Annotated in this window: 20 protein-coding genes and 1 tRNA gene; 9 read left to right on the top strand and 12 right to left on the bottom strand. The window is 57.5% G+C overall.

All coding sequences use genetic code 11. The features are described 5' to 3' along the window. Positions 1–96: 96 nt before the first annotated feature. Both KOL70_RS12075 and KOL70_RS12070 read left to right on the top strand, forming a co-directional pair. Positions 97–1,227, top strand: a complete 1,131-nt coding sequence (locus tag KOL70_RS12075) for an ROK family protein (protein ID WP_021506882.1) — start codon at positions 97–99, stop codon at positions 1,225–1,227. 79 nt (positions 1,228–1,306) lie between these two features. After that, on the top strand, positions 1,307–2,299 hold the full coding sequence (locus tag KOL70_RS12070; protein WP_104094304.1) for a LacI family DNA-binding transcriptional regulator: 993 nt from the start codon (positions 1,307–1,309) through the stop codon (positions 2,297–2,299). A gap of 48 nt (positions 2,300–2,347) precedes the next feature. Here the strand turns inward: KOL70_RS12070 and KOL70_RS12065 are convergent, their stop codons facing one another. Continuing rightward, positions 2,348–3,331, bottom strand: a complete 984-nt coding sequence (locus KOL70_RS12065; protein ID WP_230201055.1) for an acyltransferase — start codon at positions 3,329–3,331, stop codon at positions 2,348–2,350. Here KOL70_RS12065 and KOL70_RS12060 point away from each other — a divergent pair. Next, the gene (locus tag KOL70_RS12060; protein ID WP_215480992.1) at positions 3,275–3,604 is read left to right on the top strand and encodes a hypothetical protein; all 330 of its coding nucleotides are present in this window, start codon (positions 3,275–3,277) and stop codon (positions 3,602–3,604) included. The two genes, KOL70_RS12065 and KOL70_RS12060, sit on opposite strands and share 57 nt — an antisense overlap. A 26-nt stretch (positions 3,605–3,630) precedes the next feature. Here KOL70_RS12060 and KOL70_RS12055 read toward each other — a convergent pair whose 3' ends face one another. Beyond that, positions 3,631–4,707: an EpsG family protein gene (locus tag KOL70_RS12055; RefSeq protein ID WP_223815726.1), complete on the bottom strand. Its 1,077-nt coding sequence runs from the start codon at positions 4,705–4,707 to the stop codon at positions 3,631–3,633. 316 nt (positions 4,708–5,023) lie between these two features. Between KOL70_RS12055 and KOL70_RS12050 the strand changes: the two genes are divergently transcribed. Beyond that, complete coding sequence (locus KOL70_RS12050; protein ID WP_215480710.1) at positions 5,024–5,941, top strand: alpha/beta hydrolase; 918 nt, start codon at positions 5,024–5,026, stop codon at positions 5,939–5,941. On the opposite strand, the gene KOL70_RS12045 is transcribed toward KOL70_RS12050, so the two are convergent. After that, the gene (locus tag KOL70_RS12045) at positions 5,898–9,128 is read right to left on the bottom strand and encodes an ATP-binding protein (protein WP_215480709.1); all 3,231 of its coding nucleotides are present in this window, start codon (positions 9,126–9,128) and stop codon (positions 5,898–5,900) included. The genes KOL70_RS12050 and KOL70_RS12045 overlap by 44 nt on opposite strands. After that, on the bottom strand, positions 9,125–9,757 hold the full coding sequence (locus KOL70_RS12040; RefSeq protein ID WP_211727456.1) for a response regulator: 633 nt from the start codon (positions 9,755–9,757) through the stop codon (positions 9,125–9,127). Before KOL70_RS12040 ends, KOL70_RS12045 begins: the two co-directional genes overlap by 4 nt. A 399-nt stretch (positions 9,758–10,156) precedes the next feature. Here KOL70_RS12040 and KOL70_RS12035 point away from each other — a divergent pair, with 399 nt between their 5' ends. Further along, a complete protein-coding gene (locus tag KOL70_RS12035) occupies positions 10,157–10,621 on the top strand; it encodes an Rrf2 family transcriptional regulator (protein WP_215480708.1) in 465 nt (154 codons plus the stop codon). Between the two features lie 12 nt (positions 10,622–10,633). Here KOL70_RS12035 and KOL70_RS12030 read toward each other — a convergent pair whose 3' ends face one another. Continuing rightward, on the bottom strand, positions 10,634–11,011 hold the full coding sequence (locus KOL70_RS12030; RefSeq protein ID WP_215480707.1) for a DUF1360 domain-containing protein: 378 nt from the start codon (positions 11,009–11,011) through the stop codon (positions 10,634–10,636). A gap of 233 nt (positions 11,012–11,244) precedes the next feature. Here KOL70_RS12030 and KOL70_RS12025 point away from each other — a divergent pair, with 233 nt between their 5' ends. Then, entirely contained in the window at positions 11,245–11,643 is a 399-nt protein-coding gene (locus KOL70_RS12025) for a helix-turn-helix domain-containing protein (protein WP_058775597.1), read from the top strand. Here the strand turns inward: KOL70_RS12025 and KOL70_RS12020 are convergent. From KOL70_RS12020 to xylF, 6 genes are all read right to left on the bottom strand, one after another. Next, the gene (locus KOL70_RS12020; protein ID WP_215480706.1) at positions 11,600–12,448 is read right to left on the bottom strand and encodes an AraC family transcriptional regulator; all 849 of its coding nucleotides are present in this window, start codon (positions 12,446–12,448) and stop codon (positions 11,600–11,602) included. The genes KOL70_RS12025 and KOL70_RS12020 overlap by 44 nt on opposite strands. Positions 12,449–12,468: 20 nt before the next feature. Then, positions 12,469–12,563, bottom strand: a tRNA-Sec gene (locus KOL70_RS12015). A 60-nt stretch (positions 12,564–12,623) separates the two neighbouring features. Next, positions 12,624–13,802 (bottom strand): D-xylose utilization transcriptional activator XylR, encoded by a 1,179-nt coding sequence (gene xylR, locus KOL70_RS12010; protein ID WP_021506871.1) that lies wholly within the window; start codon positions 13,800–13,802, stop codon positions 12,624–12,626. 93 nt (positions 13,803–13,895) lie between these two features. Beyond that, complete coding sequence (xylH, locus tag KOL70_RS12005) at positions 13,896–15,077, bottom strand: xylose ABC transporter permease XylH (RefSeq protein ID WP_215480705.1); 1,182 nt, start codon at positions 15,075–15,077, stop codon at positions 13,896–13,898. Then, a complete protein-coding gene (locus KOL70_RS12000; protein ID WP_058758165.1) occupies positions 15,070–16,590 on the bottom strand; it encodes a xylose ABC transporter ATP-binding protein in 1,521 nt (506 codons plus the stop codon). Before KOL70_RS12000 ends, xylH begins: the two co-directional genes overlap by 8 nt. Positions 16,591–16,617: 27 nt before the next feature. After that, positions 16,618–17,610: a D-xylose ABC transporter substrate-binding protein gene (gene xylF, locus KOL70_RS11995; protein WP_215480976.1), complete on the bottom strand. Its 993-nt coding sequence runs from the start codon at positions 17,608–17,610 to the stop codon at positions 16,618–16,620. Between the two features lie 358 nt (positions 17,611–17,968). Between xylF and xylA the strand changes: the two genes are divergently transcribed. From xylA to KOL70_RS11980, 3 genes are all read left to right on the top strand, one after another. Then, on the top strand, positions 17,969–19,291 hold the full coding sequence (xylA, locus tag KOL70_RS11990) for a xylose isomerase (RefSeq protein WP_058775593.1): 1,323 nt from the start codon (positions 17,969–17,971) through the stop codon (positions 19,289–19,291). A gap of 17 nt (positions 19,292–19,308) precedes the next feature. Beyond that, positions 19,309–20,751: a xylulokinase gene (xylB, locus tag KOL70_RS11985; RefSeq protein WP_215480704.1), complete on the top strand. Its 1,443-nt coding sequence runs from the start codon at positions 19,309–19,311 to the stop codon at positions 20,749–20,751. Between the two features lie 139 nt (positions 20,752–20,890). Beyond that, positions 20,891–21,823: a GlxA family transcriptional regulator gene (locus KOL70_RS11980; protein WP_215480975.1), complete on the top strand. Its 933-nt coding sequence runs from the start codon at positions 20,891–20,893 to the stop codon at positions 21,821–21,823. Here KOL70_RS11980 and KOL70_RS11975 read toward each other — a convergent pair. After that, complete coding sequence (locus tag KOL70_RS11975) at positions 21,808–22,803, bottom strand: acyltransferase (protein WP_058775591.1); 996 nt, start codon at positions 22,801–22,803, stop codon at positions 21,808–21,810. The genes KOL70_RS11980 and KOL70_RS11975 overlap by 16 nt on opposite strands. Positions 22,804–22,946 lie beyond the last annotated feature (143 nt).

Here is a 22,946-nt window from a genome sequence, read left to right as displayed (position 1 = left end):
GCGGCAGAAGCGGTAAAAACCCGGTTTTACCGGCGATTAACCGCCGGTGCGGGCTGCTAAACTTACACCTATTACTCTTTGTCAGGTGAGGGTGCGATGAAAGCAGCCGGGAAAGGACCAGCGGTACTTCGACTGAACAACCTCAAGCGGGTGATGACGCAGCTGCGCACCACCCGTATCACTTCCCGCCAGGATCTGGCGCTGGCGCTCGACCTGAGCAAAAACACCGTTTCCCTGATTATCGATGACCTGCTGGCGCAGGGGCTGATTCACGAGCTTGGCCCGGTCAGTGTGGCTGCGGCCGGGCGGCCCAAAATTGAGATCGAACTGCGCGCGGGTCAGCTGAAAAGCGCGGGCATCATGGTGGAGCGCCAGGCGATTCACTGGCGCGTGTGCGACTACTTTTCGCGCGTGGTGGCCGAGCAAACCTGGCGCACCGAAACGGCCGATGCCGACGGACTGCTGCACGAGCTGACGGAAGTGTGTCAGACGCTGCGCGCGGCGCATCCGGCGCTGCTGGGCGTCGCCATCGGTTTTCCCGGCATCATTGATTCTCAGCGCGGGCGGGTGCACTTTTCTGCGCCGCTCGGCTGGCAGGATGTCGATGTGCTGACGCCGCTGCGGCGCGGCGTTGAGCTGCCGCTGCGCATCATGAATAACGTCAAAGCGGCCGCGCTGCTTGCGGTGCAGCAGCTGGAGCTGAATAAAGCGCAAAGCCACTTCTATCTGCGCATCGCCGACGGCGTGGGCGGCGCGCTGGTGGAGCGCGGCGAGGTGTTCAGCGGCAGCAGCTGGACCGCCGGTGAGATCGGCCATCTGAGCGTGCAGCCCAACGGCGCGCGCTGCAGCTGCGGGCGACAGGGTTGTCTGGAGACGCTGGTGAGCCTGCCGGCGATCCAGCAGCAGCTGGCCCGGCGTAAGCCCGGCTTACGCTGGCAGTCTGGCGACAGCGAACCGGAGATCGTGTATGAGCTGATGGCGCAGACCGGCCGCTATCTCGGCCATGCGCTGAGCCAGGTGATGCAGCTGGTCAATCCGGCCAGCATCATCATTGACGGCCCGTGGAATGCGCAACCGGCGTTTGTGCAGGCGGTACAGCAGGCGGCACAGGCCGGCACGCTGGCGTTTACCTTTGCCCATACCGCGCTGCACTTTCTGCCGCAGCGCATCGATCCGGCCAACGGTCTGGCGCTGGCGGTGATTGAGCACTATGAACGAGCGGTATGACCGGCGGAGCAGCGTTTCTTTTTTGACTCGCCAGCGGGCATAATACGTTGATTGACAGGCTCTCTTTGCGGACCGCGCAATGAAAACGCAGCGCATCACTCTGGACGATATTGCGACTCTCGCAGGGGTCACCAAGATGACGGTGAGCCGCTATCTGCGCACGCCGGAAAAGGTCAGGGCGGAAACGGCGGCGAAAATCGCCAGCGTCATGGCCGAAATCGGCTACGTCGCCGAACAGGAAAACACCGCGGCGTCGCGGCACCCGCCGCCGCGCATCGGCGTACTGATCCCCTCATTCAATAATCAAATCTTTGCCGATCTGCTGGCCGGTATCGAATCGGTCACCAGCGCCCACGGCTATCAGACGCTGGTGGTCAACTACGACTACAATCCGCAGCGCGAAGAGGAGCAGATTGCCACGGTACTGGCTTTTAACGTGCAGGGATTGATCCTGACCGAGTCGGTGCATACCGTGCGCGCGGAAAAGTATCTTAACGCGGCCACCATTCCGGTCGCCGAAGTGATGGGACTGAGCGAGACGCGCGGGCGCATTAACGTCGGCTTTGATAATTACCGTGCAGGCTACGACATGACCGCGATGCTGCTGGCCAGCGGCAAACGGCGGGTGATTTATTTTGGCTCAATGTCCGATCGCCGTGACCAGCAGCGCTACGCCGGCTATTGCGATGCCGTGGCGGCGGCCGGATTGCCTGCCGGACGCATCGTACCGAACAAAGTCTCTTCGGTGTCAATTGGCACCGGCATGATGACGCTGGCGCGCCAGCTCTATCCGCAGATGGATGCCATTCTCTGTACCAACGATGATCTGGCGGTCGGCGTGCTGCAGGAGTGTCAGGCGGCAGGCATTGCAGTGCCGCAGGCGCTGGCGATTGCCGGATTCCACGGACTGGAGATTGGTCAGGCGACAACGCCGCGGCTGGCCAGTGTGATTACACCGCGCTTCGAGATGGGCAAAGTGGCAACGGAAATTGTGCTGAAGAAAATTAACCAGCAGCCCACCATTGAACAGGTGGATTTGCATTATCAGCTGTCGATGGGCGCCACCATTTGATCGGTGGCGCTTTGGTGCAGGCGCGACGTGCGCCTGCATAATTAACGCTTAGTCGCGTGCAGCGGTGGGCGGCACAATCGACGGCTGAGCGTGATGGGTGCGCTTCAGGAAACGGCTCTCCAGCAAATTCCACGAGGTGTAAGCCAGCGCCAGCGTCATCACAATTGTCAGCCCCAGGCCAGCAAACGCGTTGGCATCGAACACACCGAAATGCTGCAGCACCTGAATAATCGGCCAGTGATAGAGGTACATGCCGTAAGAGAGATCGCCGTACTGGCTGATTTTAATCTCTTTACACAGGCTGGTGCAGAACAGAATCACTACCGCCGAAAACGCCACCGGCTCAACGATAAACGCGTAATCTGTGCTCTTGAACAGCAGGAACACCACCAGCGACACAATGGTGATCTCTTTCAGACGGTCAAAGGTTGGCTGATGCACCGCCAGCAGGCTGCCAAAGAAGAAGTAGGACGACAGCGCAATAAACTGCTTGGCCAGCGTATCGGCTTTCGGCCCGCTGTACAGCGCGGTGAAGTAGAAGTACCAGGCGCAGGAGATAATAAAAATCACGCTCCACACTTTCAGCGGGCTTCGTTTCAGCAACGGCACGATAAAGGGCAGCAACACGTAGAGCGTCAGCTCGGCTTTGATGGTCCACAGTGAACCATCCAGCGGCTGATTGGGGTTGTTGGTAAACACGCCCGGCAGCGACGGCTGAATAAAGTTAAGAAACGAGAAGTTGGCGACCAGATATTTAAGGGTTTCTTTATTTTTCAGGAAATCCATCAGCGGCAGGGTGGTAAGACACATGCCAATCACAAAACACATGATGATGGTGAAAATATAAGCCGGCAATATACGTTGCGCGCGCTTAATAAAATAGGACGTCAGCGATTTACTTCTTAAGTAACTTTTTGCAATAAGAAAACCACTTATTGCGAAAAATCCTTTGACGGCAAAATCACTATTGAGAAAATGCGCCAGAAAACGGATATCGGCGTTTCTCGTCACCTCAGCGGAATGCACCAGCATTACGATAAAGGCGAGGGAAAGTCGTACGATGTCAAAATTGTTTTTTTCGTTCATGTCAGCATTCTTTCATTGAGTGACGACGTGCCAGGAAAAGCCATGAAAGACTTTGCATGGTTGCTTCGGAATATTCTTATCACAGGTGTTCTGCGTGAGCAGATGCAATCTATTAGAATTTTAATCCTCATAAAAAGCAAGCAATGTTCAGGACCAGTAAAATATTCGGATTTTCCCTGGATGACGATGAGAAAGGGCTTATTAATGAAAAAACGCTAACCAGTTGGCTAGCGTTATTTCTGGACCTAACGGAACAGCTGGAAGGTGCGTGACACCTCATAGCCGACAATCGACTGCTTGCTCGATACGGTGTTGTAGTAGAGATAGTACAGCACCATCAGAATGGTGACAGCCACGGCAAGCACCTTCTTCAGCTTTCTGGTTTCCCAGATACACAGCGAAATAAGCACCGGCTCCACCTGCAGCAAATAGTTCGCCAGACGACCACCAGAAGCGTAATCCTGTAGCGCCATCCTCAGGCCACTGCCGATGGCAAAAGTGATCACCAGAATGTAATAGGTATTAAACTTTTCCGGGTCGAAATTTTTAATTTTGTCGCTCAGCAGCATGTAGCTGAAGATAAACACGAAGCCGATGTTCTTCAGGTTAGACAGCGTCAGAATACCCTGTTCCTGGCGAGAATCGGCATCGGCATAGCCCATGGCCCTGTCGCCCAGCGCACCGAGGTGGCTGGAGAGCGCGGCGATCAGCGCTGAACTGCCGAGAAACGCCAGCGGCAGGCTGGCGACCACGATAGCAATCGGGATGTATTTGTTTTTACGCACAATCATCGCCAGCGGAATCAGCAGCGCGACAATCGCGGTGGCGTGGCTGATAAACGACAGGATGAAGGTGGTGATCATGCCAGACTTGCTGCGCCGCGACATGTGCCAGACGAAGCCCATTAAAAACGCCGAACATAAACCGAAGCGAATCTGGTTCATGTCTTTGTTGATAAACAGGTGCGCAGAGTAGACGGCGAGGGCCACCAGCGGCAGCGGTGTCAGCTTACGGAAGTAGTGCGCGTTGACACCAACAGCGATGACCGCGAAGACAAAGATGAAAATGTCCGGATTAGCGGTAAAGATGCGTGTCGCACCGGCAATGGCGTAAATGGCTGGTTCATAACGGAATTCCACGACCGCACGCCAGAAACCTTCGATAATAATTTTATCGATAAACTGGGCATAGAAGTCGCGATACTGGAAGTCATCAAGGCCGGTTCCCAGGCCACGAATACCGCCAAAAGTAAAAAGTACTACAACGGCAACAAAATAAAGCCACGTCCTGATTTGCGCTGTGTTTTCATTTTTACTTAACATGATTTCGACAATAGCGACGAAAGTCAGGCTAAGACTTATGATCCAGTAAATTCCCATGGTCACAGATTCTTATAGTTTAAAATTCACTTATAACATACGGCCTTGTTAACGTAAACATGAGAAAAGTCTAATTTTTCCTGGTCCGATATTATATTGAATAGGTTTTGCCATATTTATTTGCTACCGTTTCCACAGACATTTTTCGATGAGTATGTTTTTTTCATTATCTCGCGGGGAGCCGGAGCGTCACTGAGCGATTTTATCCGCTCACTTTGACTTTTGTTACTGTTTTTATTCAGGATTTGGAGCCAGTGCGATGAGAGGGTTGCGGATATTTAGCCTGTTTTTTTTACTGTATCTTCCGGCCGCGTTTGCCAATAAGGAAATTCCGATCTGGCCAGATGAAGTGTCAGCAAATAATAAATTTATTAATTTTAGTAAAAACCCGGCCATTAATAACCGGGCTGTTACCCACGTCGATGCGCCACAAATGATTTATGTTCCGGCAACAGGAAAAAATAATCATGCGGCGGTGCTAATCATTCCCGGTGGGGGTTTTTCTTATATTATGAAAGATCTTGAAGGGCTGGACGTGGCCAATGTGCTCAGCCAGCAGGGCTATGCTTCATTTGTGTTAATTTATCGTCTGCCACACGACGGTTCAGCGCAGTATCGCCAGCAGGCTTTTGCCGATACCCAGCGAGCGCTGCGGCTGATTCGGGCCAATGCGCAGCAGTACCAGGTAGCGCCTGACCGCATTGGCGTGATGGGCTTTTCCGCCGGTGCCTTTCTCGCCGCCAATCTGAGCAACACTCCCGATGAAGCTAACTATCAGGCGGTCGATGCGCAGGATAAGGTGTCGGCGCGCCCGGATTTCAGCGCGCTTATCTATCCGGTGCTGTCGCTGAAACAGGGCGTGACCCATCCAGGCACGCGCGCGGCGCTGTACGGAAAAGATCTCAATGCCCAACAAATGGCGCAGTTTTCGCAGGAAGATCGCGTCAGCGCACACACGCCGCCGACTTTTCTGGTGCAGGCGCTGAACGACGGCACCGCCTCACCGCAAAACGCGCTGGGCATGTTCAGCGCACTGCGGCAGAACAAGGTCAACGTGGAGCTGCATCTGTTCCAGCAGGGCGGTCACGGCTTTGGCACCGGCCAGAAGCAACATCTGCCGGTGCAAAACTGGCTCACCCTGTTCCACGCCTGGCAAAGCAGCCTGGTGAAGCGGTAAGCGGGATTACAACACGATTGAACGGCAGCCAGCAATCAATGGCCAGCTGTAGCTGCTCGATACGCGTAGTCAGGCCAGCCAGACCCACGCTGAGCAGGTCGCCATCGTGCGCATCGACGCAGGCTTGCTCCAGCTGCTGGCAAAGCTGATTGATATCTGCCGCATAGATAATTTGAGCTGCGCCGGCCAGCCGGTGCAGCGTGCGTGCCAGCGCGGGCCACTGCTGCTGCGCCAGTTCCTGCTGGGCCTGTTGCAAATCGCGCTGATTCTCTTCGCATACCCTGAGCAGCAGTTTTGCCACCATAACGTCATCGTGGTGCACCATGGCGCGCAGCTGCGGCAAAGACAGCAATGCCGGCAGGGCAGCAGGCTGCGCCAGGGCAGCGTTAAGCTGATCCGGATGCAGCGGCTTAAACAGGCACGCATCCATACCAGCCGCGAGGCCGCGTTCGCGCGTCTCAGCCAGTGCACTGCCGGTAAGTCCGATGATTTTGTGACGATAACCACGGCGACGTAACACACTGGTCAGCGTAAAACCATCCATCTGCGGCATATGGCAATCGGTGATTACCGCGTCAATCTGCTGTGTTGCGATGATCTCAGCTGCGAGGTCAGGCTGGCCGATCGCGGTAACACGATGCTGCAGCGCTTCCAGCTGACGGGTCAGCAGCAAACAATTCGCCGGATGATCGTCAACCACCAGGATATGCAGTGCCGGCACGGCGGGCGGCGCATCAGTCGCGCACAGGGTTACCGGCGGCGGTGCGCGACTCGGTAGCGGCAGCGTGACGTGAACCAGGGTGCCTTCACCCGGCTCGCTGTGCAGGCGCATGCTGCCCTGCATCTGTTGCAGCAGCTGCGCGCTGATCACCAGTCCCAGTCCGCAGCCGGTTTGCTGACGACCGGCTGTGGTCTGCGCAAACGGCTGAAACAGCTGTTGCTGCTCCTGTTCACTGATGCCAATGCCGCTATCCTGCACTTCAATTTCCAGCACCAGTTCGCCAGTGGCGTTTTGCTCACCGCTGAGATACACCGCCACGTTTCCCTGCGGCGTGAATTTAATGGCGTTGCTGATGTAATTGGCGATCACCTGACGCAGGCGCGGCGCATCAACCCAGACTTCAAGATCAGGCAGCGTAGTGTGATAGGTAAGCGTAAGGTTTTTTTCATGCGCCAGCCCCTGATAGAGCTGCAGTACCGGCTGGCACAGGGTCGCGATGCTATGCCACTGCGGTGCCAGCGTCAGCTGCCCGCGCTCAATCTTCGCCATATCCAGAATATCGCCCACCAGGCCGCTTAATGCCTGTGCCGATTGCCATGCAGTCAGCAGCGCCTCGCTGGCACCGGCCTTGCGCGCTTCCAGCGCCAGCAGGCCGATGATCGCGTTGACCGGATTGCGAATCTCATGGCTCACGGTAGCAACCCAACGGCTTTTGGCCTGATTTTCACGATCGGCACGATCGCGGGCGATCTGCAATTGCCGCTGCGCCCGGCGGCGGCGGCGGATTTCCCGGCCGCGCTGATACACCCAGAGCAGGCAAGCGAGGGAGACGACGGCTGCCACGCCCGCCAGCGCATAAAATGGCGTGCGATACAGTGGCCAGCTGCTGGCCGTCACCTCGGGCGTACCCTGCCAGCGGCTGGTGAGCTGCGAGATCTCACTGGGTAATATTTCATTCAGGGCCTTATTCATGATGCTGAGCGGCTCGGGATCGCCAGCGTGCACGGCGAAACTGATGTGAGCGGGCTGGGTGCCGACGCGCTGGACAATGCGCATCCGTCCGGAAAAATAGCGTTTGATCAGGTAAGCGGCGCCCAGCTGGTTATGTACCATGCCATCGGCTTTGCCTTCCACCACTTGCTGCATGCCGAGACTGGCGTTGTCCACCAGCTGTAGCTGTACTTCAGGATAGTGTTGCTGCAGCCAGCCAATGACCGGGCTGCCTTTCATTACGCTGATACGTAAGCCCGAGTGCAGCGCGGCGGGTGCACCCGCGGTAGCGGCAGTAATCAGCACAAACGGCGTGTGCAGCCACGGCTGGGTAAAACGGCCTGGCCACTGCGCGTTATAGGAGAGTGCGGCCACCATGTCGATTTTATGCTGTTGAAGCTGCATCAGGAGCGTGTCTTCGTGATACTCCGGCACGGCGACAAAATTGATACCGGTGCGCAGGTGGATTTGGTGCAGCAATTCGGCACTGATGCCCTGAAACTGGTTACGCCCATCCAGCAGTGCCAGTGGCGCAAAAAACGGATTAAAACCCACGCGCACGCTACCGTGCTGCTGTAGCCAGCGCTGTTCAGCAGCCGTAAGTGCCAGCGGTTGCTGCAGACGCCAGATGTCCGGGCGCTGTGTCCACTGGCGTGAGATCGCGCGATGCTGCTCTGCGGGGATCGCCGCGATGACGCGATTTATGGCACGCAGCAATACCGGCCTGCGCTGACTGACCAGTAGGCGACTGGCATCCTGTGCGCGTGGGGCGAGAATGTCGGCCAGCGCCAGCTGATTGAGGTAGTTGCGTTCAATTAAAAAGCTGGCGGAGGTCAGATTATCGAGCGCGTAATCCGCCTCGCCGGTCGCCAGCGCCGACAGTGCGACGCGACTGGAGGCATAACGCATGATGTGCGCCTGAGGAAATTGCGCCCGGATTACGCTGTCGCTGAGATAGTGCTGGTCCACCGCCAGTCTGACTGGCGCTGCATAAGGCACCGGCTGCATGGCACGATCGCGCTGGGTTACCACCACCGGTCGGTTGATCAGCAGATTCTGTGAGGCGTCCAGCTGGGCGTTGGAAGGCACAGTGTTCCCGGCTTTGCTAAACAGCATATCAGCCTGGTCGGCAGCGATAGCGGCCAGCGCCGCGTCACGATCGGCATAGCGCAGCATCTCTATCCGCATGCCAAGTGCCTGGCTAATCAGCCGGGCGTAATCAGCAAATACGCCTTCCACGTTTTTTTCCTCGGATGACATATCAAGGAAGGTGAGATAAGGCGGAATATCAGGCGCCCACAGCGCAATGCGCAGCGTGGGCAACTGACGCAATACCTGCCAGTCGTCCTGCGACAGTTGCGGTATCAGCGGTGCCAGCGGTTCCCGCTCCAGCGGAATATAGAGCTGTGGCATCGGCTGCGCCACCGTGGGGCTGCAGCACAGCACCAGTCCGATAAACATCAGCAGACGGATCATGAGGCTTCCATTTGATTGCGGTGTACGAAAGCAAATAAATCACTCATGGTTTTGCAGTGCAGTTTATCCATTAACCGGCTTTTATAAGTGCTGACGGTTTTATTACTGACGCCCATCCGCGCCGCGATGCGCATATTATTCAGGCCCTTAATAATGTGATGAAAAACCTGAAACTCCTGTGGTGACAATGATTCAATCATTTTTTTCTCCGCCAGCGTGCTTTCCTGCTCCATTTGCTGCATAAAACCGCCCAGCGGGAAATAACCGTAACCACGTTGTGTCGCCTGAATAGCACTGGCGATCTCTGGCATATCGGTTTTTTTACTGACAAAGCCATTGGCGCCGCTGCGCAGGCTCTGCACGGCATACACGTTTTCATTTTTCCCGGAGATAACGATGATTTTTCCTGGAAAATACTGCTCGCGCAATGACTTAACCACTTCAATTCCGTCCAGCGACGGCAGGTCGATATCAATGATGACGATATCCGGCTGCTGCTGCTGAATCAACGTTACCGCTTCCCGGCCATCGGCGCTTTCGGCCAGCACCGTATGTCCATTTTGTTCCAGCAAATAACGAACGGCCATCCGCGCGATCGGATGGTCATCAACCACAACGACCTGAGCCATAGTTAACCTTTTCCTGATGAGTGAATGACAGGTCAAACTTTAGCCGCTCGCTGAATTTTATATATTGCGTATGATCAAGAACAATAAAATAATTATTTGTAGTCTATGTCCTACAGAGTGAATTTAATTTCAAAAAGGAATTTATTATTCCGCTTAGGGGAGTTTTGTTTCCTGGTGGGAAATATACATTCCGTTTCTGTCACTTAGTTCATTAATTAATTAACTGATGCCCAATCGCCTTTTCATCGTAATGGCTTTTACTGTGGCGGTTTGCCTTTTCCCATTTGGCAGCCTGATTAACGCGGATGACTGGTCAGGGCGTCATCCACGCTCAGCCAGGATAAATTGTTGCCGCCAGCGTGGTTTGCTACAGTAGCGGGAATTTCAGAGGAAACGTCCATGCCACGCGATAACCGCCTGTCCCGCTCGCTACACGCGCTCATTCATCTTGATCGTCATGTTAAACGCGCTACTTCCGATGCCATGGCAAAAATGCTCGGCACCAATCCGGTGGTGGTGCGTCGCATGATGTCGGGGCTGCGTGAAAAGGGGTATCTGGTGTCGGAAAAGGGGCACGGCGGCGGCTGGGAGCTGCGCGCGGACCTGCGCGATATCACGCTGCTGGATGTGTACCAGGCCATCGGCTCACCGGCGCTGTTCAGTATTGGCCCGGCGGCCGATCCTTCGCCCTGCCTGGTGGAACATGCGGTGGACGCCCGGCTTGACCAGGCGCTGGGTGAAGCCGAAGCGCTACTGCTGCAGCGCTTCGGCCAGATTACCGTGGCGGACATCGCCGACGATTACCTGCAAAAAATGACCAGCCTCGGGCTGGATCCGCACACCTTTCCGCGCTGCAGCGACTAACCCGCGCGGCCGTTAATCCTGCTTCTGCAATTTGATCTGCGCGTCATGTTTCATCACATGCGTGGTGACGGCGGCCTGAAACACTTTAAACATCATACCGCTGACAAACGTGGTCAGCGTCAGCGTGATGAAGGCTGTCATGATCCAGTCGACCAGCGGCCAACCGCTGTTCAGCAGCGTCGGGTGGTAAATCAGCATCGCGGCAAACACCACCCAATGGCTCAGGCAATAGAAACAGTGAAACAGATGGCCGAGCAAGGCGTGTGTGCGTGCGGTCCAGGCGCGCAAACCGGCAAACAGTTCGGTCTGTGTCATGGTCATCGCGATGCTGGCTGAGGCCAGCGCAATCGCCAGGCACACACCCATGTCAGAGAGTAAAAAGGCATGCATAGATTTTCTCCTTTGTGACGATTGGCGCAGCGGAAAGAACGGCGGCTTATCTTTCATGTAACTTACGATATTACATGATGTGCGCTGACGCAACAGCGTGTTCTCCCCGGCAGAGTAGTGATATGTAAATTGGCGAGTTATCGCTATTTATTGGCTTTATGCGCAAACACAGCCAGTCGTCCTGTTTTTACAATGTCGCAGATTGAGTCGCACCACGGCATCAGGAGGAGAGGATGGATATTCACGCAGCCTTTATGCATCAGCTGATGATGTGGATAGAGGCGAATATTGAACAAAAGCTCATGCTGGAGACGGTCGCGCGGCGGGCCGGTTATTCGCAGTGGCATTTGCAGCGGCTGTTCCGCAGCTACACTGGCGTGGCGCTGGGAGCCTATATCCGTGAACGGAAGCTAACGGCTTCCGTCATCACCCTGCTCAGCAGTAACACGTCGCTGATGCAGATTGCGCTGCAGTTTGGCTTCGATTCACAGCAAACCTACTGCCGCACCTTTCGGCGCATGTTTGACCTGCCGCCGGGCGCTTTTCGCCGCAAATACCGGCACAGCCTGCCACCGATTGACGGTCCGGCTAGCCTGCTGATGCTGCATTCGCAGAGTCGGCTGGCGTCGTAAAGTATTTGCCTGGCGTTAAGCCGAAGGCGGCGCGAAACGCGCTGATATAGCTGCTGACGCTGTCGAAGCCCACCTGCCAGGCAACCTGCTGCACGCTGTGGCCTGCGGCCAGCCCTTCCAGCGATTTCAGCAGGCGCGATACCTGACGATATTTACTCAGGCTCATGCCAACCGCGCTGGACCAGTGGCGACTCAGGCTGCGCGCGCTCAGACCAGCCCACTGCGCCAGCTCCGGCCCGGTGCGTGTATCAGCCGGATCGTCCATCAGCAGGCGTGCAATCTGCCGCAGCCGCGGCTCTTCCGGCAGCGGCAGGGTAAGTTCCTGCGGCGTGGATTCGTACAGTTCATCAAGAAACACCTGACCCAGCCGGGTATAGCGCGCGCTGCTCCACAGTTCAGGCTCCAGCACCGCCAGCCGTTCTGCCAGCGGCTCCAGCACGGTGGGGCAGGAGAGCAGCACCGGCCGATCCGGCAGCGGCGCAGCCAGCGCTTCGTCAATCAGTACCGTCCAGCCCAGCACGCGTCCCGGCCCGACAAGGGCATGGTCAAACCACGGCGGAATCCAGCCGACCAGCCGCGGCGGATTAGCAAAAATGCCCGACGAGGTGTTCACCGTCATCAATCCCTGGCGCAGACAAAACAGCTGCCCGGCGGCATGACGATGCGTGCGTCGCTCGCGATCCAGCTCTTTCGACAGCGACACGGCAATGACTTTGGGCGCATCCGGCCGCATCAGCCGCTGGCGCAGCTCTTCCTTACGCGGATCGCCAGAGAACGGAAGGTTGTCGGATGGATGGATGAGCATGGCTGGGCCTGAGTGGTGAGTGGCGGAAGATCACAGGAGTCGAACCTGCCCGGGACCGCTGGCGGCCCCAACCGGATTTGAAATCCGGCCGCCTCACCGGAGACGACGATCTTCCTTTGAAGATGCCGCGCAGTATAGCGGCAATTGGCGGCAAAATCTTGATCGCAGCGGGGCGTTATTGCACCTTCTCGCCGTGATGCTGCCGATACTCCTTTGGCGTGGTGGCGTAGCTTTTTTTAAACACCGAATAGAAGTACTGCAGGGAAGGATAGCCGCACATCTGCGAAATTTCATTAATATTCAATGAAGAGCAGGCCAGCAGTTCACGCGCTTTCTCCAGCTTCTCGCGGTGAATCATGGCGTGGATGGTGTCGCCGGTCTCATCGCGAAAACGTTTTTCCAGATTGGAGCGCGACATGCCAATCGCATCCAGCACCTGTTCGACCTTGATGCCTTTACAGGCGTTAAAGCGGATGTAATGCATCGCCTGGATCACCGCCGGATCGCGCAGCGAGCGAAAATCCGTAGAACGGCGGGCAATGACTTTTACCGGCGGCACCAGAATGCGTTGCAGCGGCAGCGTTTGCCGATCGAGCAGGCGATGCAACAGCTTGGCGGCCTGATAACCCATCTGGCGCGTACCCTGGGCTACCGAAGAGAGCGCCACGCGGGACAGATAGCGCGTCAGCTCTTCGTTATCGATACCGATTACGCTGAGCTTCTCCGGTACCGGAATTTTCAGGTGTTCACAAGCCTGCAGCAAATGGCGTGCACGCGCGTCGGTCACCGCGATAATGCCGGTCTGCGGCGGTAGCGTTTGCAGCCAGTCGGCGAGGCGGTTTTGCGCGTGCTGCCAGTTTTCCGGCGCGGTTTCCATCCCCTGATACACCACGCCCTGATAGCGCTCGCGCATCACCAGCTGGCGAAACGCCTGCTCGCGCTCCTGCGCCCAGCGTTTGCCACTGGCGGCGGGCAGGCCGTAAAACGCAAAGCGATGAATGCCTTTCTCTTTCAGATGCAGAAAGGCACTCTCCACCAGCGCAGCGTTGTCGGTGGCGATGTAGTGCACCGGCGGATAATCCTGCTGCCGGTGATAAGAGCCACCAACGCCGACAATCGGCACCGGCACATTGCTGAGCAGGCTCTCGATTGAGCTGTCGTCGTAATCCGCAATGACGCCGTCCCCCAGCCATTCGCGGATGTTGTCGATGCGGCAGCGGAAATCCTCTTCAATGAAGATATCCCAGTCGGTTTGCGAAGCCTGCAGATACTCGCCGACCCCTTCCACTACCTGGCGGTCATACACCTTGTTGGCGTTAAACAGCAGCGTAATACGGTAACGTTTTTCGTGCATCGTGGCGCGCTCCCTTAAACCTGTTGCGCATTGCATAGCACGGCGGAAAAGGCAGCAGAAATTGTTTGCGCCACATTGTGATCGCCCACGCGATTACACCCGGCGGCGCGTGGCCGTATCCATCCACACCGCCAGCAGTAAAATCGCCCCTTTGACGATGTACTGCCAGAAGGTCGGCACGTCCATCATGCTCATGCCGTTATCCAGAGACGCCATGATGAAGGCACCCATCACCGCACCGGCCACCGAACCGACGCCGCCCGCCAGGCTGGTGCCGCCAATCACGCAGGCAGCGATGGCGTCCAGTTCGGCAATATTGCCCGCCGAGGGCGAGCCAGCACCAAGACGTGAGCTGAGGATCAGGCCGGCAATAGCCACCATAACGCCGTTGATGGCGAACACCGCCAGCTTGGTGCGCGCCACGTTGATGCCCGACAGGCGCGCTGCATCAATGTTGCCGCCGATGGCGTAAATCCGTCGTCCGAAGGCGGTGCGCGTGGCCATAAACATGCCGCCGAGCAGCAGCAGTGCCAGCAGCAGGACCGGTGTCGGCACGCCGCGGTAATCGTTCAGTAACCAGATGGCACCCAGCACCAGAACAGCGGTAATCGCCTGGCGTGCCACCGTGCCGCTGGCGGCTGGTTGTGATAACCCCAGCTGCTGGCGACGCAGCCGCAGCCGCCATTGCCAGAGAATAAACAGCGACAGACCGGCGAAGCCGAAGCCAAAGCCAACACCGCCCGGCAAATAGCTTTGCCCGATCTGCGACATCGCCGGCGTTGTTGGCGCTACGGTGGTGCCATCGGTAATACCAACCAGAATGCCGCGAAACGCCAGCATGCCCGCCAGCGTGACGATGAACGAGGGCACTTTACGGTACGCGACCCACCAGCCATTCCAGGTGCCCAGCAACAGGCCAAGCACCAGCGTTACCACGATGGTCAGCGGCAGCGGCCAGCCGAGCCAGACGTCAAAGATGGCCGCGGCACCGCCCAGCAGGCCCATCATCGAACCGACGGAAAGGTCGATCTCCGCCGAGATAATGACAAACACCATGCCCACCGCGAGGATGCCGGTGATGGCGGTCTGGCGCAGCAGGTTAGAGACGTTGCGTGGGCTAAGCCAGGCACCGTCGGTGGTCCAGGTGAAGAACAGAGCGATAAGCACAATCGCTCCCAGCATCACCAGCACCTGCAGATTGAAGCGCGGAAACTTGCCCGGTGCTGGCTTGCCCGGGGTACCGGACAGGCTCTGGCTACTTTCAGTTTTAAGCATAATGTTCGCTCCGCAGGGCAGCTTCCATGACCTGCTCCTGAGTCAGGTTGTCGTTAATCAGATCGGCTTTGATTTGCCCTTCGTGCATCACCAATACGCGGTCACTCAGACCCAGCACTTCAGGCAGTTCGGAGGAGATAACAATCACCGCGATGCCCTGCTGCACCAGCGCGTTAATCAGCAGATAGATCTCCTGGCGAGCGCCGACGTCGATGCCGCGCGTCGGTTCGTCCAGAATCAAAATGCGCGGATTGAGCAGCAGGCATTTGGCGAGGATCGCTTTTTGCTGATTGCCCCCGCTGAGTCGGCCAATCGCCAGCTCGGGTGAAGAGGTTTTGACACGCAGACGGCGGATAGCATCGTTGATCGCCTGCTGCTCCTGCGCTTCATCCAGCGTGGAGAAGCGATGGCTGTATTGATCCAGCGCGGCCAGCGTGATGTTTTTCCCCACGCCCATCAGTGGCACGATGCCATCTTTTTTCCGGTCCTCCGGCACCATGGCGATGCCGTGCGCAATCGCTGCCCGGCAATCGTCGATCTTCACCTGCTGGCCATCAATCCATATTTCGCCCTGCCAGCGACCGGGCCAGACACCAAACAGGCACTGGACCGTTTCGGTGCGTCCTGCGCCCACCAGCCCGGCAATACCGAGAATTTCGCCGCGCTTCAGGCTGAACGACACATTATTAACGCGGCGCACGTGGCGGTTGACCGGATGCCAGGCGGTGAGGTTTTCGACTTTCAGTACCGTTTCGCCGATCTCGTGCGGCTGGTGCGGATAGAGTGCGGTGAGCTCGCGACCCACCATCATCGTGATGATGTCATCTTCACTCAGCCCGGCTGCTGGCCGTGTGGCGATATGCTGACCATCGCGGATCACACAGATGGTGTCCGAAATCGCTTTGACCTCATTAAGCTTGTGGGAGATGTAGATGCAGGCAATACCGTGCTCGCGCAGGTTAGTGATAATCCCAAGCAGCACTTCGGTTTCCTGTTCGGTGAGCGACGAGGTCGGCTCATCAAGGATCAGCAATCGCACCTGCTTATTCAGCGCCCGCGCGATCTCTACCAGCTGCTGCTGGCCGAGGCCGAGCTCGCCAACTTTGGTGGCAGGCGAAACGTTAAGTTTGACCCGCTCCAGCAGCTGCTGGCAGCGCAACGTCATGGTTTCATCATCGACCATACCGAAGCGACCGAGCTCGGCACCGAGGAAAATGTTCTCCATGACCGTAAGCTGCCGCACCAGCGCCAGCTCCTGATGAATAATCACAATGCCTTTGCGCTCGGTGTCGCGGATGGTTTGCGCCTCGATGCGATCGCCGGCAAAGCGAATTTCGCCGTCAAATTCGCCGTGCGGGTAAAGCCCGCACAGCACTTTCATCAGCGTCGATTTGCCCGAGCCGTTCTCACCGCACAGCGACATGACTTCACCGGCTTCGAGCCGCAGGCTGACGGCATCCAGCGCTTTTACCGCGCCGAAACGCTTGGTGATGTTGTTCATTTCCAGCAGCATCGATCTGCTCCTTCGCGTTTCAGGCGCTTAGAGTTCGCTCTGTTTATGGAAGCCGTCTTTCACTACGGTGCTTTCGATGTTGTCTTTGTTGACCGGAATCGGCTTCAGCAGGCGCGACGGCACCTCTTTCAGGCCATTATTCAGCTTGCTGTTGCTGGCGGGCGTTTTGCCATCGCCCAGTTCCACTGCAATTTTTGCCGCTTCGGTGGCAAGTTCGGTGATGGGTTTGTACACCGTCATGGTTTGCGTGCCGTTCATGATGCGTTTGATGGCGGCGAGATCGGCATCCTGACCGGAAATGGCGACTTTGCCCGCCAGTCCCTGCGCGCTCAGCGCCTGAATGGCCCCACCGGCGGTGGCATCGTTGGAGGCAACGACGGCATCAATGTGGTTGCTGTTAGCGGTCAGCGCGTTTTCCATGATTTTCAGCGCATTCTCTGGCAGCCAGGCATCAACCCACTGATCGCCCACCACTTTGATGCTGCCGTTATCGATGTAAGGTTTTAACACTTTCATCTGGCCGGCACGGAACAGACGCGCGTTATTATCCACCGGCGATCCGCCCATCAAAAAGTAGTTCCCTTTAGGTACCTGTTTAATCAGACTTTCAGCCTGCAATTCGCCGACTTTTTCATTATCAAACGAGATATAAAAATCGATGTCGGCATTATTAATCATGCGGTCATAAGCGAGCACTTTTATGCCTTCGCGTTTCGCTTCGGCCACCACATTACTCAATACCTGACCGTTATAAGGAATGATGACCAGCACATCGACACCGCGGTTGATCATATTTTCAATCTGTGAGATTTGCGTCTCTTCATTGCCGTTGGCCGACTGGACAAATACTTTGGCCCCAGACTTTTCCGCCTGGCTGACAAAAATGTCCCGGTCTTTCTGCCAGCGTTCCAGACGTAAATCATCGATCGCCATACCGATTTTCACTTCTTTCGCCAGCCCGGCGTGGCTGAACAGGGCCAGCGCAGCGCTGAGGGCTAACAGCGTGTGTTTCATTTTCATCATGGTCATCCTGTAGGTTGAGGCTATTGTCGTTGTAAGGCTATGAACCAGGGCGGATGAATTGTTGCCCCGCGACGTGAACAACATCAATTACTGATTTTTATCCTGCTATTACGTTTTTTTGTTTATTTGTGATTCTTTGAGCGCGATCGAAATTTTACGCGGCCATCTGTTAAATCTTGCAGCGGCGCTGCGCGCCGGCACGCGATGTAATTAAATACATGGATTTGCGAGCTGCCGCACAAATAATAATTATCTTAAGTTCAGTGTGAAATATCGTAATTGAGCTGAACGCTTACGCCTCCGCAAAATAACGCTTCACTGCTGACCATTCGGGTCTGATGCTAAGGAGCACAACATGCACGCTTATTTCGACCAGCTTGAGCGCGTTGGTTATGAAGGGGCCAATACCACTAACGCACTGGCGTTTCGTCATTACAATCCGCAGGAAGTGATTCTGGGTAAAACCATGGCGGAACACCTGCGTTTTGCCGCCTGTTACTGGCACACGTTCTGCTGGAACGGGGCGGATATGTTCGGCGTGGGTGCCTTTGATCGCCCGTGGCAGAAAAATGGCGATGCGCTGCAGCTGGCGAAGCTCAAAGCGGATGTCGCGTTCGAGTTCTTTTACAAACTCAACGTGCCTTATTACTGCTTCCATGATGTCGATGTGTCACCGGAAGGTGATTCGCTGCGCAGCTACCAGGAAAACCTGGCGGTAATGACCGATAAGCTGCTTGAAAAACAGCAGGAAACCGGCGTCAGATTGCTGTGGGGCACCGCGAACTGCTTTACGCATCCCCGCTATGCGGCCGGCGCGGCGACCAGCCCGGATCCGGAAATTTTCGCCTGGGCAGCCAGCCAGGTGTGCAGCGCGATGCAGGCGACGCAGACGCTGGGCGGTGAAAACTATGTGCTGTGGGGCGGACGCGAAGGATACGAGACGCTGCTGAATACCGATCTGCGGCAGGAGCGCGAGCAGATCGGGCGCTTCATGCAGATGGTGGTGGAGCACAAGCATAAAATCGGTTTCCAGGGGATGCTGCTGATTGAGCCGAAGCCGCAGGAGCCGACTAAACACCAGTACGACTTTGATGTCGCGACGGTCTACGGTTTCCTCCGGCAGTTTGGCCTGGAAAAAGAGATCAAAGTGAATGTGGAAGCCAACCATGCCACGCTGGCGGGTCACTCTTTCCACCATGAAATTGCGACGGCGATTGCACTGGGCATCTTCGGTTCGGTCGATGCCAACCGCGGTGACAGCCAGTGCGGCTGGGATACCGACCAGTTCCCGAACAGCGTCGAAGAAAACGCGCTGGTGATGTACGAGATCCTCAAAGCGGGCGGGTTCACCACCGGCGGCTTAAACTTTGATGCCAAAGTACGGCGCCAGAGCACCGACAAATACGATCTGTTTTATGGCCACATCGGCGCGATGGATACCATGGCGCTGGCGCTGAAAGTGGCGGCGCGTATGGTGAGCGATGGTGAGCTGGATAAGCGCGTGGCGCAGCGCTATAGCGGCTGGAATGGTGAGTTCGGCCAGCAAATTCTGAAAGGCGAGTTTTCTCTTGCCTCGCTGGCGGCGCATGCTCAGCAGCAGCAACTCAATCCGCAGCATCGCAGCGGACGCCAGGAGCAGCTGGAAAATCTGGTGAATCACTATCTGTATAATTTCTAATCCATCGGGAGCGAAGCATGGTTATCGGGATCGATTTAGGCACCTCCGGCGTCAAAGTGGCGCTGCTGGATGCGCACGGCCAGGTTCAGGCAACGGCCAGCGCGCCGCTGCAGGTGACGCGTCCGCAGCCGCTATGGAGCGAACAGTATCCCGAAAGCTGGTGGCAGGCCACCGATAGTGCCATGCAGGCGCTGGCGCAGCAGCACGATTTACGCCACGTCAGCGCCATCGGCTTTAGCGGCCAGATGCACGGCGCGACGCTGCTGGACGCTGCGCATCAGGTGCTGCGTCCGGCGATACTGTGGAACGACGGGCGCAGCAGCGCGCAGTGTCACGAGCTGGAGCAGCGCGTACCGTCGTCGCGTCAGATTACCGGCAACCTGATGATGCCGGGTTTTACCGCGCCCAAATTGTTGTGGGTGCAGCAGCATGAACCGGCGATATTTGCGCAGGTAGCAAAAGTGCTGCTGCCGAAAGATTATCTGCGCTGGCGGATGAGCGGCGATTTCGCCACCGATATGTCAGATGCGGCGGGAACGATGTGGCTGGATGTGGCACAGCGCGACTGGAGCGATGCAATGCTGGCAGCGTGCGGGCTGAACCGCAGCCACATGCCGCAGCTGTTTGAGGGCAACCAGATTACCGGCACGCTGCTGCCGGAAATTGCGGCGCGCTGGGGGATGGAGCCGGTGCCGCTGGTGGCCGGCGGCGGCGACAATGCGGCTGGCGCTGTCGGCGTTGGCATGGTTGAGCCAGGACAGGGCATGCTGTCGCTCGGCACCTCTGGCGTCTATTTTCTGGTGAGCGAAGGCTATCTCAGCAATCCGCAACGCGCCGTGCACAGTTTCTGTCATGCGCTGCCGCAGCGCTGGCATCTGATGTCGGTGATGCTGAGTGCCGCCGCCTGTCTGGACTGGGCCGCTGCGCTGACCGGCTGCGATGATGTGCCGCACCTGCTGGCCGAAGCTGAACGCGCCAGCGCGCAGGCCACGCCGGTATGGTTTTTGCCTTATCTTTCCGGCGAGCGCACGCCGCACAATAATCCGCAGGCACAGGGAGCTTTCTTTGGCCTGACGCACCAGCACGGCCGGCCGGAACTGGCGCGCGCGGTGCTGGAAGGCGTGGGCTTTGCGCTGGCGGAAGGCATGGATGCGGTGCATGAGTGTGGCGTACTGCCCAACGCGGTGATGCTGATTGGCGGCGGTGCGCGCAGCGCGTACTGGCGGCAGATGCTGGCGGACATCAGCGGACTGACGCTGGATTATTGTCACGGCGGCGAGGTGGGACCGGCACTCGGTGCCGCGCGTCTGGCGCAGCTGGCGGTGGACCCGACCAGCGAATGGCCGGCACCGGCGTTAGTGCAGCGCCATCAGCCGGATGCCGCGCAGCATCAGGCTTATCAGCCGCGTCGTGCGCGCTTTGCGCAGCTATATCAGCAGCTGTTGCCACTGATGTCCTGATTTGGCTGAAGCATGGCCGGATGAGGTCGTAAGGCGTGAGCAGAGTCGGGTATGATGGGAAGAATCGATGAAGATACGTGGCCGGATTTGGCTGCGCATCTTCGCCCATCGTTACCCTTCATCGCCTGAGGAACCCACCATGCCGCAGCCCGTCTATTTTCTTGTCCTGCCGGGCGTCATGGCGCTCGACCTCACCGGGCCGGCAGAGACGCTGCAGCTGGCGGGCGGACATTTTGCGCTGCACTACATCGGCCCGCAGGCGAGCGTCACCTGCTCGACCGGCATGACCATTGCTGATATTGCACCGCTGCCCGCCACGCTACCCGATAACAGCCTGCTGATTGTACCCGGCGTGTTCGATTCCCGCATCTGGTTCGATACCGGGGCAGCCGGGCAGGCGCGCGACTGGCTGCGCCAGCAACGCAGCGCGATTCATACGCGGCGCATTACCCTTGTGTGTATTTGCTCCGGCGCGCTGCTCTCCGCGCAGGCTGGTCTGCTGGATGGCGTACAGTGCACCACGCACCATGATGTGTTGCCGCGCCTGAAAGCTGCCGCGCCGGCTGCGCTGGTGAAAGACAACCGTGTGTTTGTGGAAGATGCCGGCATCTGGACCAGCGCGGGGATTACTGCGGGTATCGATCTGGCGCTGCACCTGATCAACCGTCTGTGCGGCGCGCGGCAGGCGCTAACGGTGGCGCGGGAGATGGTGGTGTGGTTCCGCCGCTCGGGTGACGATCCGCAACTGTCGCCGTGGCTGCGTTACCGTAATCATCTGCATCCGGCGATTCATCGCGCGCAGGACGCGATGATTGCGCATCCGGAACATGACTGGGCGCTGGGCGCGCTGGCCGAACGTGCCCACGTCAGCGAACGCCATCTGACGCGCCTGTTTCGCCAGCATCTGGGTATCAGCGTGCGGGAATACCACGAGCAGCTGCGGCTGGTGATTGCGCGCCAGCGCCAGCAGCAGGGGGAAGCGGCGGAAAAAGCGGCGCTGGCCGCCGGCTTCTCCTCGGCACGCCAGCTGCGCCGCGCCCGGCAGCGCTGGGACGATCAGCTCACCAGATGATGCTTGTCCACGCGTTTCAGCAACATCGCCAGCAGCAGGCTGCCCAGCAGGGTTACGCCAAAGACCCACGGCAGATCGAGCCATGGCCGCGACATATCGTCGTAATGATGGGTACGCAGATAGTGAATGAACAGCGCATGGAAACCATAAATCGGCAGCGAATAGCGTGAAATGGTTGCCAGCAGCGGCAGCGGCCGGTGGTTCAGCACATTTTTAAACAGCACCAGCAGGCTTATCGCCGCGATAAACACCAGTGGGCCACAGTAAAGATACCAGGTGTCATTAAACGCGCCGTTAATCTTCAGCATCTGTCTGGTGCCAAGTGCGATACCGATGACGCAGGCGATAAAACTCAGCCCGGCCAGCCAGCTGATGCCGCGCCTGTCGGTATCCATCACGCCAATTGCCCGTCCAAGCAGCGCGTACAGCAGGTAGTAAATCGAGTCGCCGCTGACATACAGATTGACCGGCAGCCAGTGGAACGGCCCCAGCGACTGGCTGACGGTGTTCGGATTGGCGATCACCGCGAGGATCAGCACCAGCAGCGCCACATAGCGCGGCGGCACGTTTTTCACCTGAATCAGCGGAGACAGCAGGTAGATGCCGATAATGGCGAAGAAGAACCACAGATGGTAGAACACCGGCTTCTGCAACAGCTTCAGCAGCGATCGGCCTTCGCTGATCGGCGTCAGCCAGGTGATGTAGGCCAGCGCGACGGCGCTGTAGAACAGCAGGCACAGCACAATGCGCAGCAGATGGCGGCCCTGTGCGCTGCGTTCGCCAAAGAACAGATAACCGGAAATCATGAAGAACAGCGGCACGCAGACGCGCGAAGCCGAGTTAAGCAGATTGGCGACGTCCCAGCTGGGTCCGGTGACTGCCATCGGTCCGGTGATGTACCAGGTGGTGGTGTGAATGACGATCACCATCAGACAGGCGACCGCGCGTAAGTTATCAATCCAGCAGATTTTTTGCGACATGGCTTCCTCGTGCGTACTCCGTGCGAAGAAGGGTAGCCAGTGCACAGCGGGCCAACAACCCCCGCAGCCTGGATTTCGGAGCTCTCTGTTAACCGCCGCACAACCGTGGCCGTCTGCGCCAGGATTTCCGGCTGCACAATGCG

Origin of the sequence: Pantoea sp. B270, from assembly GCF_018726825.1 — a bacterium.
GTDB classification, from domain to species: domain Bacteria; phylum Pseudomonadota; class Gammaproteobacteria; order Enterobacterales; family Enterobacteriaceae; genus Pantoea; species Pantoea dispersa.
This window is presented reverse-complemented; position numbering and strand designations above follow the sequence as displayed.